At 69.0% G+C, this 13,123-nt stretch carries 11 protein-coding genes and 1 pseudogene; 5 read left to right on the forward strand and 7 right to left on the reverse strand.

The genetic code is table 11. From position 1 onward, the window contains the following. The first annotated feature begins 45 nt into the window (after positions 1 to 45). Together AAFF41_RS41480 and AAFF41_RS41485 are read left to right on the forward strand one after the other, a co-directional pair. Entirely contained in the window at positions 46 to 1,401 is a 1,356-nt protein-coding gene (locus AAFF41_RS41480) for an NAD(P)/FAD-dependent oxidoreductase (RefSeq protein WP_319749221.1), read from the forward strand. 179 nt (positions 1,402 to 1,580) lie between these two features. Continuing rightward, a complete protein-coding gene (locus tag AAFF41_RS41485; RefSeq protein WP_319749220.1) occupies positions 1,581 to 1,925 on the forward strand; it encodes a hypothetical protein in 345 nt (114 codons plus the stop codon). Between the two features lie 82 nt (positions 1,926 to 2,007). Here the strand turns inward: AAFF41_RS41485 and AAFF41_RS41490 are convergent, their stop codons facing one another. From AAFF41_RS41490 to AAFF41_RS41505, 4 genes are all read right to left on the reverse strand, one after another. Further along, positions 2,008 to 2,439, reverse strand: a complete 432-nt coding sequence (locus AAFF41_RS41490; RefSeq protein ID WP_343325672.1) for a hypothetical protein — start codon at positions 2,437 to 2,439, stop codon at positions 2,008 to 2,010. 215 nt (positions 2,440 to 2,654) lie between these two features. Next, positions 2,655 to 3,398, reverse strand: coding sequence for an SDR family oxidoreductase (locus tag AAFF41_RS41495; RefSeq protein ID WP_319749217.1), 744 nt, complete (start codon positions 3,396 to 3,398; stop codon positions 2,655 to 2,657). Positions 3,399 to 3,542: 144 nt separating this feature from the next. Beyond that, complete coding sequence (locus AAFF41_RS41500) at positions 3,543 to 5,243, reverse strand: FAD-binding protein (RefSeq protein ID WP_343326438.1); 1,701 nt, start codon at positions 5,241 to 5,243, stop codon at positions 3,543 to 3,545. Between the two features lie 625 nt (positions 5,244 to 5,868). Continuing rightward, on the reverse strand, positions 5,869 to 6,765 hold the full coding sequence (locus tag AAFF41_RS41505; protein ID WP_319749249.1) for an RNA polymerase sigma-70 factor: 897 nt from the start codon (positions 6,763 to 6,765) through the stop codon (positions 5,869 to 5,871). Positions 6,766 to 6,834: 69 nt separating this feature from the next. Here AAFF41_RS41505 and AAFF41_RS41515 point away from each other — a divergent pair, with 69 nt between their 5' ends. Continuing rightward, a complete protein-coding gene (locus AAFF41_RS41515; RefSeq protein WP_425526204.1) occupies positions 6,835 to 7,458 on the forward strand; it encodes a DUF5134 domain-containing protein in 624 nt (207 codons plus the stop codon). Between the two features lie 109 nt (positions 7,459 to 7,567). Here the strand turns inward: AAFF41_RS41515 and AAFF41_RS41520 are convergent. Together AAFF41_RS41520 and AAFF41_RS41525 are read right to left on the reverse strand one after the other, a co-directional pair. Next, positions 7,568 to 8,277, reverse strand: a pseudogene (locus AAFF41_RS41520) (PIG-L deacetylase family protein). Positions 8,278 to 8,672: 395 nt separating this feature from the next. Next, complete coding sequence (locus tag AAFF41_RS41525) at positions 8,673 to 9,146, reverse strand: carboxymuconolactone decarboxylase family protein (protein WP_343325673.1); 474 nt, start codon at positions 9,144 to 9,146, stop codon at positions 8,673 to 8,675. 340 nt (positions 9,147 to 9,486) lie between these two features. Here AAFF41_RS41525 and AAFF41_RS41530 point away from each other — a divergent pair, with 340 nt between their 5' ends. Continuing rightward, positions 9,487 to 9,987, forward strand: a complete 501-nt coding sequence (locus AAFF41_RS41530) for an SRPBCC family protein (RefSeq protein ID WP_343325674.1) — start codon at positions 9,487 to 9,489, stop codon at positions 9,985 to 9,987. A gap of 78 nt (positions 9,988 to 10,065) precedes the next feature. On the opposite strand, the gene AAFF41_RS41535 is transcribed toward AAFF41_RS41530, so the two are convergent. Further along, positions 10,066 to 11,715: an FAD-dependent oxidoreductase gene (locus AAFF41_RS41535; protein ID WP_319749213.1), complete on the reverse strand. Its 1,650-nt coding sequence runs from the start codon at positions 11,713 to 11,715 to the stop codon at positions 10,066 to 10,068. 254 nt (positions 11,716 to 11,969) lie between these two features. Here AAFF41_RS41535 and AAFF41_RS41540 point away from each other — a divergent pair, with 254 nt between their 5' ends. After that, complete coding sequence (locus AAFF41_RS41540) at positions 11,970 to 13,091, forward strand: SchA/CurD-like domain-containing protein (RefSeq protein ID WP_319749212.1); 1,122 nt, start codon at positions 11,970 to 11,972, stop codon at positions 13,089 to 13,091. The last annotated feature ends 32 nt before the right edge of the window (positions 13,092 to 13,123 follow it).

Below are 13,123 nucleotides of genomic sequence, written 5' to 3' on the forward strand. Positions count from 1 at the left end.
GCCCCGCCCTGTCTATGTGGTGTCGACCAACAGGCAGAGGGAATCATGCGTGAGATTGTGATCATCGGCGGCGGCTACGCAGGCTTCTACGCGGCATGGGGCCTGGAGAAGAGGCTGCGCGCGGGTGAGGCGCGGGTGACGGTTGTCGATCCCCGTCCCTACATGACCTATCAGCCCTTTCTGCCGGAGGTGACGGCCGGATCGGTCGAAGCGCGTCATGCCGCGGTGTCCTTGCGGCGGCATCTGCGCCGCACCCGGCTGGTAGCGGGGAGCGCGGTCGAGATCCGTGACGCAGACCGGAGGGTCGTCGTCCGCCCGGTGAACGGAGCCGACTACGAACTGAGTTACGACATCCTCGTGGTCACCGCCGGCGCCGTGACCCGCACCTTCCCCATCCCCGGGCTTGCACAGCAGGCGATCGGCCTGAAGCACGTGGAAGAGGCGGTGGCCATCCGCGATCGCCTCATGACGGCATTCGATCAAGCGGCGTCACTGCCGCCCGGCGCCGAGCGACGGAGGCTGCTCACCGTCACGTTCGTGGGCGGCGGGTTCTCCGGCGTCGAAGGCTTCGGTGAACTGCTGTCCCTGGCGACCGCGATGCTCAGGTCATATCCGGAGCTGAGCATCGACGACCTGTCCTTCCACTTGGTCGAGGCTCGTGGCCGCATCCTCCCCGAAGTGGGCGACAAGCCCGGTGCTTGGGTGGTGCGCTCCCTGGAACGCCGTGGCGCGCACGTCCACCTGAACACACAACTCCTCTCCGCCACGGACGGGCACGTCGTGCTGTCCAACGGAGAGGAGTTCGACTCGGCGCTGATCGTCTGGGCTGCCGGCAACGCCTCGAACCCCACCGTGCACAACCACACCGATCTCCCGGTCGACGAGCGGGGCCTGCTCGTGGTCCGGCCCGACCTGCGAGTCGGCACCGACAGCGAGCCTGTGCCGGACGTGTGGGCGGCCGGTGACGACGCGGCCGTTCCCGATCTGGCTTCGCCCGTGCCGCGGGCTCGCACGGTACCGAACGCGCAGCATGCCGTGCGGCAGGGCAGGCTCCTCGCCAAGAACATCGCGGCCGACCTGCGCGGGGGAAGGATCCGGAACTACCGCCACAGCAGTCTCGGAGTGGTGGCGACCCTGGGGCTGGGGCAGGGCGTCTTCCAGTACAAGAGCCTTGTCGTCAAGGGACTTCCCGCCTGGCTGATGCACCGGGGTTATCACGTCCTGGCCGTGCCTTCCTGGGAGCGCAAGGTCCGGGTTCTCATGGTCTGGCTCACGGCTGCCGTGTTCGGCCGTGATCTTGTCTCCCTCGCCTCCGTGCAGCACCCCCGGGACGCGTTCGTCACGAGCGCGGATCCGGAGCGTTCCGGCGAGAGCCGGGCGAGTGACAACGCGGCCGCATGAGCGACAACAGGCCGGCGGCTTCACCGAACGCCGTCGGCTCCCGACGGCGGATGTCACAGACGGACGAGTGGTCCCGTCCATAGGAGGGGCCGCCGCCACAGAGGACCAGATCATCCGGGCCACCTGTCCGACTCGGTATCGCGGTGACTGGTCCTCTCAACGCTCTCTGGAGGTACACCATGGATGCGAGCAAGGAGGCCGCACGCGGCCTGAACGACATCGAAGACTTCCTGTACCGGGAGTCGCATCTCGAAGCGGCACATCGGCGCGTGGCGGATTTCACCGCGCGGACGGCGGGGCTGACCGATGGGCAGAAGAGGGATATCGAGCGGTGGTATCTCGAAGAGCAGAACTACGTTGCCGGCATGGTGACTGATCACATCGCCGCTCGCATCAGCCTGGTGGAAGGGCAACATCACCTCCGCTTCGGCCGATGGCTGCGGGGAACGCTGATAGCGATGATCCTGATCACCGCGGCGATGATCACGGTGTGCGTCGCCGTGATCTTCGGGACGTCGGGCTGACCCACCGTGTGCTCAATGTGCTCGGCATGCGACTCGACCCGACGAGCCACCGCCCCCTGCGCTCCGACTCGTGGGATACCGCTCAGGAACGCGGAGCGCGGGAGAGGCCTCGGCCGGTTCGCTGGACGCGGTGCGTGCCGACGAGGCGATCGAGCGTGCCGCGGACCGCTTTGATGCTCCCGCTGTCGGTGTCACGGCCGAGAGCCGCGGCGACATCGCGGGCCCGCACGTCGCGGTCGCCGACTTCGGCGAAGTACTCCATGATCTGTTCGGTGAGCTTGCCGTACCGCTTCGGTCCCTCCGTGTCCGTGCCGGTATCGGCGGAAACGGGACATTCCGTGGTCTTGCCGCTCCTGGCCTTGCGAGCTGTGGGCGCCGCGGAGGGGGTGGCGGCGTCCGTGGATTCGGGGGAGGAGACGCCTGCCCGCGGGGCGGCCGGGGGCGCGACCTGACCGTGCTCCGCAACCGCCGATCCGCTCGATCCCGTCGACGCTGCGGCCGCCGGGGCACGCAACAGCGGCTCAAAGGCACTGAGGGTTCGCCGCAGCGCGGCTCGTGTTCCGGTGCTGGGCCGTGCCCGCGTGGCCGATCTGGCGACCGCGTATCCGCGGTTCTGCGGGAGCGTGGGGGTCGAGTTCGTCGCTAGCCCGGACGCGCAAGCCGGGATCGTGACCTGTGGCCGAAGAAAAGAGGTGGCCCCCGCCTGCTGACAGGGGCCACCCGCGGGACCTACTGCTGTGCGAGCCAGTCGGCGAACCTGGTCTCGGCGATGTGCGCGTCCGGACCCGGCAGGAGCGTGGCATCCTGCAGCTCGGCACCCCAGTACGTGGCCTTCGGGTCAGTGACGATCTTGCGGGTGTCGTTCTTGGCGGCGAGTCCCATGCGGATGAACTCCTCGAGCTCGAACGTCTCCGGGCCCGCGACCTCCACCACGCCGTTGACCGGGGAGCCGACCGCGGTGCGGCCGACGGCCGCGGCCACGTCGTCGGAGACGATGGGCCGGATCTTCCCGGCGGGCAGACGCACGGTGTCGCCGTCGGTGACCCCGTCGGCGAGCCCCTTTGCGAACTCGAAGAACTGCGTGGCGTGGACGATGGAGTACGGCATGCCGGACGCCTTGATCAGTTCTTCCTGGGCCTGCTTGGCACGGAAGTAACCGCTCCCCTGGAGACGCTCGGTGCCGACCACGGACAGCGCCACGTGGTGCTGCACGCCGGCGTCGGCCTCCGCCTTCAGGAGGTTGGCCGTGGAGGCGCGGAAGAAGTCCATGACGGCCTCGTCCTCGAAAGAGGGGGAGTTGGACACGTCGACGACGACCGAGGCGCCCTCCAGGACCTCGGCCAGACCCTCGCCCGTCAGGGTGTTGACGCCGGTGCTGGGCGCGGCAGCGACCGCGTCGTGCCCGTGCGCGTCGAGCTTGCCGACCAGCTGAGAGCCGATGAGCCCGGTTCCACCGATCACTACCACCTTCATGACGGATCCTTTCGGAAGTTTTCCTGGACAAATTTCGTCTGCATCAGAAGAGACAGGGCAGTGGCTCTCTTTGTGACAGCCGGTTCGGAGGAATCGAGAAGATTCCTCCCATCGGCCCTCGACGGCCCGGTCGGACGTGGCAGGTCATTCGGCAAGTTTCCCGTCGGTCGAGACCTCCTCCATCAGCGCGGAAATCTCGTCCGGGACGGCCGGAATGCTTTCGCGAGTGATGCCCGTCGTCGGGGACCACACGAGATTGACCCGCAGGGCGGGATCCGGTTCGGGGTAGTCGCTGCGGTTGTGACAGCCACGCGTCTCACGACGTTCCAGGGCCGACTCGAGAGTGACCCGGGCGGCCAGGGCGGCGGATTTGAGATCAAAGGTGTGCGCGAGGTCCTGATAGCCGGCGATGTCCGGGTGGACTCCGATGTCCGCCATCCTCTTCTCGATCACCGAGAGTTCCGCCAGCCCGGCGCGCAGGCCCTCCTCGTCGCGTACGACTCCGGCGTGCTCGGTCATGGTGTTGCGGATGGCGCGCTGCAGGGCACGGACGTTCTCCGGCCCGTCGGCGACGAGAAGGTCGTCGATCTCCGCGCGGGCCTCCGCGATGGCCGACGCCGACCGCGGTTGCGCGGTCAGCGACTGCGAGTAGGCGGCCGCCGCCCGGCCCGTGATGCGGCCGAAGACCAGCAGCTCGATGAGACTGTTCCCGCCGAGGCGATTGGCGCCGTGCAGGCCGCTCGACGCCTCACCGATGGCGTACAGGCCACGCACATCGGTGCTGTGGTCCTCGGGACGCACCCACACCCCGCCCATCGAGTAGTGCGCGGTGGGCGCGATCTCGATCGGTTCGCGGGTGATGTCCAGCATCTGCAGGTCCAGGAGTGTCTGGTAGACCCGGGGCAGCCGCGTCATGATCGTGTGCCGTGGCAGGTGCGAGACGTCGAGCCACACGCCTCCCTTGGGCGTGCCGCGCCCTTCCTTGATCTCCGTGTAGGAGGCCAGCGCCACGCGGTCGCGGGTGGACAGCTCCATCCGGACGGGGTCGTAACGGCTCATGAACCGTTCCCCCAGGGCGTTGCGCAGGATCCCGCCCTCACCCCGGGCGGCCTCGCTGACCAGGGTTCCGGCCGCGTTCTCCGGCTCGATGATCCCGGAAGGATGGAACTGCACCAGCTCGGCGTCGCGCAGACGGGCCCCGGCCTCCACCGCCAGGCGGAAGGAATCGCCCGTGTTCTCGTCGCGCCGCGAGGAGGTACGCCGCCAGATACGCGTATGGCCGCCCGCGGCAAGAATGACCGCGTCCGCGTGGATCAGGTAGCGCTTCCCGTTCGTGAGGTCGAACCCGTAGGCGCCGAAGACGGCGCCGTCGTGTACCAGGAGCCGGGTGATGTAGACGCCGTCGAGCACCGGAATGTCGAGCTGGCCCGCCCGTCTGATCAGCGTGCGCTGGATCTCCAGACCGGTGTAGTCACCGGCGAAGGCGGTCCGCCGATACTTGTGCGCGCCGAAGAAGCGCTGGGAGATCCGGCCGTCCTCCTCCCGGGCGAAGGCCATGCCGTAGCGGTCCAGGTCGTCGATGCCCCGGGCGGCGCCCTGGGTGACGATCTCGACGGTGCGAGGGTCGGCCAGCAGATAACTCTCCTTGAGAGTGTCGGCGGCGTGCTGCTGCCAGCTGTCCTCGGGATCCATGGTGGCCAGGGCGGCGTTGATTCCCCCAGCGGCGAGCGCGGTATGGGCGTCCTCCTTGGGACGCTTGCCGACCGCCAGGACGTCGACGCCGGCCTCGGCCAGCTCGATCGCCGCTCGCAGCCCGGCCCCTCCGGTGCCGATCACCAGCACCATGGTGGAAATGCGTTGTTCGGTGATAGCCACGGTTTACTCCGATCGCCGAGGGATTGTCACTCACTACGACCGGGCCGCCGAAGTATCTGTGACACGCTCGGCGCCATCGGGGTGTCATGGCAGGACGTCGTCCAGGGGTACGTCCCAGTCGCATCGAAAGGGTCGCCCATCGGACCGCGCGGCGGCTGTCACAACACCGCGGGTCTCTTGGTCGTATCTCCGGGACTGCATCAAGAAGCCAGCGGGATGGTGGTCGGCGTTCCCTGCCGTGCCATCCTCGGGTAGGGGCCTCCGTCGTCCGAGCGGGCCCTCCCGGAGGCTCGGCCATGAGCCGCTGTCCCACCGCTCACCGTCACCGTCGTGGTGGAGATGGGCGCAAAGAATCGCCGTCGAAGTCCTTGTCGGTGGACAGACCGGGCAACCGGAACTGGTCGTTCACCGCGCGACTCCGTCAGTGCTCCAGGACACGGACGAACGGGTAGAAGCAACTGAGAAAGGCGTCATGTCTGTGATCTACCGTCGCGTCTCAGAGAATCCGAGCTTCCGGACAACGAGTTGACCGACAAGTCACCGCTCTTGTGACGCCGGCGGGTGGCTCCGGCGCAGCACCGATCGCCGAGTTGCCTCAGCTGTCCAGCGAGGCCACGTAGGGTGCCAGTTTCGCCGGATTCAGGACCCACATGATGCGTTCGATGCCTCGCTCCGACACATCGACGGACAACAGGGCCACGCTGTTTCCATCGGCCGAGACAAGGACGGCCGGCCTGCCGTTGGCCTCCACCCAGCGAACCTCCGTCTGGGGCCAGAAACGTGGGGCGAAGGCGGCGAGGTACTTGGAGACATGAGAACGTCCGACGACCGGAATCCTGGATGCTCCGCGCATCCCTCCACCGTCGCTGTAGCTGACCACGTCCGCAGTGAGAACGTCCTCGAGGACCGACAGGTTGCCGGTCTGCGCCGCGGAGAGGAACACCTCCAGCAGCCGCCGGTGGGCGGCAGGACTCACGGGCTCCCTGCGTTCCGCCGACAGACGTTTCCGGGCACGGCTCACCAACTGGCGTGTATTGGCTTCGCTCGTCTCCAACATGTCCGCGATCCGCTTGTACGGGTAGTCGAAGGCCTCCCGCAGAACGTAGGCCGCCCGTTCCACAGGGTTCAATTTCTCCATGAGGTGAAGAACCGCCATGTCGAGCGCCTCCGCTCGTTCCGCACCGAGCTGCGGATCCACGCGTGTGTCGACCGGCTCCGGCAGCCACGGCCCGATGTACGACTCACGTCGCTTCGGTGCCGACTGGGCCAGGTTGATCGCCAGACGGGACGTGATCGTGGCCAGAAACGCGGTCGGCTCCACGATGTCGGCACGGTTGGTGTTCTGCCAGCGCAGCCACGCATCCTGGACGATGTCCTCGGCTTCCACGACACTGCCCAGCACGCGGTAGGCGATGCCGAAGAGGTGGGGACGCGCCGCCATGAATTCCCTCGTTGCCTGGTCGAGAGAGTCTGCGTCATCCCTGGCGCGCATAGATGTCCTCCAGAAGTGCAGCACCATGCTACAAGCTGCCTCAGCGGGGCGCGCCTCCTCTGGAGGATCTTGAGCGATGGGGGAGAGGCTGCCGACCTCGGGCGATGGTCACCGCTGTCGCGTATCGGCGCCCGAGCAGACGGCAACGCGCCGGCCGACGCGCGGACCCGGTTCGTCGTGACCATGATGTGTGCGCCGGGCAGGCCCATGCTCGAAGTGGTCGATGAGGAGGAACCGGAGCAGCGCGACCGAGGCGACCACCTTCTGCACACCGTCATGGCCCTGGCCATGGCGGTGAAGCCGTGGAACGGGGGCGGCATGCTGCCGGAGGCGCCGACGACCTTCTTCACAGCCGCCGCACTGTGGTTCCCGCTGACCGCCGTCAGCCGTCAACGGCAGTTCGAACTGACCGACGTCGCACGGAGGTTGCCGTACGCGGCCGGCATGGCCGCGATGGCCTGGATGACGCACCTCGGTCACTCCAAGGGGCCGAAGGCCGGCGGCGTGGTCACCGGAGTGCTGGCGCTGTACCTCCTCGCGTGCGCTCTGCGGTCGTTGACCCGGGACATGCCCATGCTGCGCGGAGCTCCGGGCACCGCGGACAGCTCCACCGGTACCAGGGCGCCGTACACCCACTTCTGGCACGGATCGATGGCCCTGGGCACGGTCAACATGCTGCTCATGCACCACTGACGGCCGAGTGACCCCCGGCCTCTTCTGCCGCAGGGAGGGACACCTGTCCGCGATCACCGAGGTCGCCTCGGTCAGTCACTGAACCCGGACCACGGCCGTCGCGCCACGCTCAGCGGCTGAACAATTCGCAGACGACGGCCGGCTTCCCGCCGAACCGCGCACTGTGCTCGCCGGTGCTGTCCCTCAGGAAGCGGCGCGTGTAGGTCTCGGGGTCCTCGTCGCCAACACCTCGATGTACGTGCGATGTTGAAGCAGCGACTGCACCGCCCGTTCGAGGCCCCGGTCCGCACGTACCGCGTGGGTGGGGTTCGGGGAGTTGGCGACGGCGACCCATCGCACGCCGTTCCAGGGGCGCAGCTCCTGCTCGGCCAGTTCAAAGAAGATCCAGCGGTTGCCCGCGTCCGCCGCCGCGTCGAGGGCGGCGCGCCCGACGGCCACGTGATCCGGGGTGTTCCAGACACCCGAACCCCAGGTCTCATGATGGTTCAGAGTGATCAGCAGCTCGGGCCGGTGACGGCGGATGGCAGCGGCGATGTCGCGGCGCAGGGAGATGCGGTACTCGACCGTGCCGTCCCGGTGGTCGAGGAACTCCACCGCGGGGACCCCGACGGCGGCGGCACTGGCACGCTGCTCCCTTTCCCTCAGCGGTCCGGCCTCGGCCGGTGCCAGCGTGTCGATGCCCGCTTCGCCGCGGGTGGCGAGGACGTAGGCGATCTCACGGCCGTCCTGGATCCAGGCCGCGACAGCGGCCGAGCACCCGTACTCGAGATCCTCAGGATGGGCCACCACGGCCAGTGCACGTTGCCAGTCGGTCGGCATCGGCCGCAGTTGCGCGAGAGGCGAATCGGTCACAGCGCCTGCTTTCAGGGATCGTTCCCGTCGTTCCCGCCGCGCATGAGAGGTGCCCACAGTGAGTGGGGCGCGGGGGGATGCCGGACTGCGTTGAGATCGGACGAGCTCTAGACACGAGATGGCTCGGCCGATGCCCGACCCCGCCCTGAGACGATTGCGACACGGTCCACGAAGCGTGCGGCGGTAGTGCGGGGCATGGTCCCTCTCGGCTCGTGAAGTCCGGGTCCGCCGATGGCGCCCCGGGCTGCGGGGTGGCGAAGTCCTCCGCACGGCCCGCCCGCCGTCGTGGGTGGTGGCGGTCCGTCTCCGCGCCATGGGTCGGGCGCGCGGCGGCGGACTGTGCGGGCCGGGCGGGGGGTCGGTCAGCCGAACTGGCCGGGCTGGTAGTCGCCGGCCGGCTGCTGAACGATGACGTTCACGCGGTTGTAGGCGTTGATGACTGCGATGAGGGAGACCAGCGCGGCGAGCTGGTCCTCGTCGTAGTGCTTGGCGGCGTTCGCCCAGGCCTCGTCCGTGACCCCGCCGGCCGCGTCGGCGATGCGGGTGCCCTGCTCGGTCAGCTCCAGGGCGGCGCGCTCGGCGTCGGTGAAGACCGTGGCCTCCCGCCAGGCCGCGACCAGGTGGAGGCACTGCGCGGTCTCCCCGGCGTGCGCGGCGTCCTTGGTGTGCATGTCGGTGCAGAAACCGCAGCCGTTGATCTGGCTGGAGCGGATCTTCACCAGCTCCTGGGTCGCGGCCGGGAGCGTCGAGTCCGCGATCACCTTGTTGGCGGAGTTGATGTGCTTGAGCACCTTCCCCGCGAGCGGGTTGCCGAAGAAGTTGAGACGCGATTCCACGGTGATCTCCTTGCAGTGTTGTGGATACCCTTCGTGCCAGGTGAAGCCCGGGAGGTGGGTGTCGGCGGCCACGCCGCCGCGGTGCACATGCCACTCTTGCGGGCGGCAGCACACCCTTGTTGTGGCGCGGTGCGCAGGGGCGACGCAGCCTCAGTGACTCCGGTCGTGCCAACTCCCCGACGACGGACGGCAGCTGCGGAGTGGGAACCTGGCGGACATGTCCGCGCCCCATGGTGCTCCGGGGAGCGGCGCCGGGTGACGGGTCGCGCTTCCGCGCGCCTGGTGACGTGGGTCTCCGCGCTCTGACGCCACCGCCGCGGGCGCCCGCACACTGCTGTTCATGGAACTGCATCGTTATCGGTTCAGAAGCGTGTGGGACTTCGCTCGACCGCCGGACGAGGTGTTCGCGGTGCTGCGCGTGGTCGACGACTGGCCCCTGTGGTGGCCCGGAGTGCGGCGGGCGCGCCGCGTCGATGACCAGTCGGGGGCGTTCCTGTTGCGCTCGCTGCTGCCGTTCGACCTCGACCTCACCATCACCGGCGCGTTCGAGGACACGGAGTCGAGGGTGTTGCGCGGGGTGGTCGGCGGGGACCTGGAGGGTGTGTCGGGGTGGAGCGTGCGCCCGTACGGCGCCGGCAGCCGGGCGGTCCTCGAGCAGGACATGGTGGCCCGCAAGGCACTCATCCGCCGACTCGAGGTCCCGTTTCGCCCGCTGTTCCGCGCCAACCACCATCTCCTGACGTACCGGGGACACCGTGGTCTGAAGGCATGGCTGGACGGCGGCCAGGAGGCTCGCCGCGCACGCGAGGAGGAGCGGCGGTCGGGTACCCGTTCCGGGTGAGACCCTCGGGCTCACCCGGAACGGGTACCGGCGCGCTACGCCGACGCGGACGTCGACATCACGGTGTCAACGGAGCCGTCAGCCCCGGTCCAGGATCGCGGTGAGGGCCTCCCGCAGTGCCGTCTCGGGGCTCGCCGACGGGCCCTCGGAGCGCCAGGCGACGAATCCGTCGGGGCGGACCAGCACCGCTCCGTCCTCGGTGACGCCGTGCACCTCCGCCCAGTCCGCGTCGCTCGCGGGGGAGAGCTCCGCGTCGGCGCCGCTGCCGATCCGGTACGCGTCGAGCGGGACGGACAGCCGCTGGGCGACGTCCTTCGCAGCGCTGTGCCACTTGTCCGACGAGGTCAGGAGCACCATGGACCGCTCGTACAGGTCGAGGGTGGAGACCCGGGTGCCGGCGCGGTCCAGCCACATGTGCGGTGCCCGGCTGCCGGGTTCGCCGGTCAGGCGCAGGCCGTCGGGGACGATCGGCGCCGACTGGTCGGCGCCCAGGACCGCGCCGCGCGGATAGCGGTAGGCCAGCGCCACGTTGAGGATGCCGCCCTTCTTGCCGCCGGGGCCGGCGGCTCCCGGGGCGGGGATGTACCCGGGGTGGCTGTGCTCGACCGAACGCGACGAGGCGCGGGCGCTGGTCGCCTCCGCGACCGGGCGGCGCTCGGCGTCGTAGGACTTCAGCAGTCCGGGGCCCGCCCAGCCGCCCAGCACCGCGGCCAGTTTCCAGGCGAGGTTGTGCCCGTCCTGGATTCCGGTGTTGGAGCCGAACGCACCGGTGGGGGACATCTCGTGGGCCGAGTCGCCGGCCAGGAACACCCTGCCGTCCGAGTAGCGCTCGGCGACCCGCTCGGCGGCGTGCCAGGCGGCCCTGCCGGTGATCCGCACATCGAGATCGGGCACGCCCACGGCGCGTCGGATGTGGTCCGCGCACCGCTCGTCGGTGAACTCCTCCAGGGTCTCGCCGTGTTCGGGGTGCCAGGGCGCGTGGAAGACCCAGTGCTCCTCGTTGTCGACCGGCAGGAGCGCCCCGTCGGCCTCCGGGTTGGTCAGGTAGCAGACGATGAAGCGCCGGTCGCCGACGACGTCCGCGAGGCCCCGGGAGGTGAATGTGACGCTCACGTTGTGGAAGAGGTCACCCGGTCCGTTCTGCCCGATGGCGAGCCGCTCGCGGATCGGGCTGCGCGGGCCGTCCGCCGCGACCAGGTAGTCCGCGCGGACGGTGCTGTGCTCGCCCGTCTCCCGGCTCTTGAGCTGCGCGGTGATCCCGTGCGCGTCCTGCTCGAACGACAGCATCTCGGTGGAGAAGCGCAGGTCCCCGCCCAGTTCCCGGGCGCTCTTCAGCAGCACCGGCTCCAGGTCGTTCTGGCTGCACAGGCACCACGCGCCGGGGCTGAAGCGGGCGAGCCCGCCGCCCGGGTCGATCTCCTTGAACAGCCACTCACCGGCGTCGCCCACCAGTGTCGGCGTCTGCATGATGCCGTGGTTCTCCGCCAGGACCGACGCCGCCTCCTCGATGCGCCGCTGCACCCCGGCCACCCGGAACAGCTCCATCGTGCGCACGTTGTTGCCGCGTCCGCGCGGATGGATCGAGGTGCCCGAATGGCGTTCGACCAGCAGGTGGGGCACACCAAGCCGGCCCAGGAACAGCGAGGTGGACAGGCCCACCAGGGAGCCGCCGACGATGAGGACCGGCGTGTGCTGACCGACCACGCCGGCCTCTTCCAATCGGTTCATTGATTGCCTCCAGCGTCACCCGCGAGGTGAGTCAGGGATGGGATGCCGGCCGCTTTGAACGGCCATCAGTTTCCATGCCCTGTGCGGAGAGGATCGCGCGCTCCGGGCACCCGGATGGCACACAGTTCACTCGTCCGCACCGGCGGGCTCGCGCGCCTCGGGGGCCGCGTCAACGATCGGCACATGGCGACCCCGGTCTTTGGGACACGGCGGTCGTTCCTGACCTTCCGTGAAGAAGAGAAGAGGTGTGCCGGATGACTACTTCGGGACGTATATCGCAATCGGCGTTCGACGGCTCCAGGCTTCGGGTGATCCTGCTGCTCGACCTGTACGAAGGAGCCCAGGAGCAGTTCCTCGATGCGTACGAGCACATGCGCAATCAGGTCGCGTCCGTTCCCGGACATCTCAGCGACCAGCTCTGCCAGTCGATCGAGAACCCCTCGCAGTGGCTCATCACCAGCGAATGGGAGAGCGCCCCGCCCTTCCTCGCCTGGGTGAACAGCGAGGAGCACGTCGAGACGGTCCGGCCGATGCACAACTGCGTCCGGGACACCCGCTCGATGCGCTACAGCATCCTTCGGGAGACCAGCCCCGCCCAGCCGCACGGCCAGAAGTCGGCCAAGGCGGGTATGCAGGTCGAGGCCCGGGTGGGCGAAGGTGTGGCACGCCATGCCCTCACCTTCACCGTCAAGCCGGGTACCGAGTCGAAGGTCGCGGAGATCCTCGCCGGGTACGAGTCGCCCCAGGCCCAGGTCGACGACACCACACGGCTGCGGCGCACCTCCCTCTTCATGCACGGCAACCGTGTCGTGCGTGCGGTGGAGGTGGAGGGCGACCTCATGGCGGCACTGCGTCACGTCGCCCGTCAGCCCGAGGTACGGGCGGTCGAGGAGGCCATCAACCCGTACCTGGAGCAGGACCGGGATCTGAGGGACCCCGACTCGGCGCGGGTCTTCTTCACCCGGGCCGCGCTGCCGTCCGTGCACCACGTGACGGCCGGCCGCAAGGCGCCCGAGGACGTGCGCCGTCACGCGCTCTACTACCCGGCCAAGCCAGGCTGCGGGATGGAGCTGGCCAGGTTGCTCGCCCACCAGGACGAAGCCGCGGCGGAGGACCCGAAGAGCCCGGTGTACCGGAGCACGGTCTTCCAGCGCGACGACATCGTGGTGCGTCTCATCGACGTGACGGGCGAGCTGGACGCGGACCCCGTCGCCGCGCTCGGTGTCAAGGGCGCGAAGAAGGCCGCGGAGCTGGAGCGTCTCCTCGACGGTGCCGCGATCGGCGTCGAGGGCTCCCTGGAGACGGAACGCAACATCAACCGCCTCCTGTCGCACGTCGACATGATGCCCGTCACCGACCGCTCGGCGGATTCCTGACAGAGGGCCGCGGCTCCGTCCGCGGCCCTCCC

It is taken from the genome of Streptomyces mirabilis (assembly GCF_039503195.1).
Taxonomy (GTDB): Bacteria; Actinomycetota; Actinomycetes; order Streptomycetales; family Streptomycetaceae; genus Streptomyces; species Streptomyces mirabilis_D.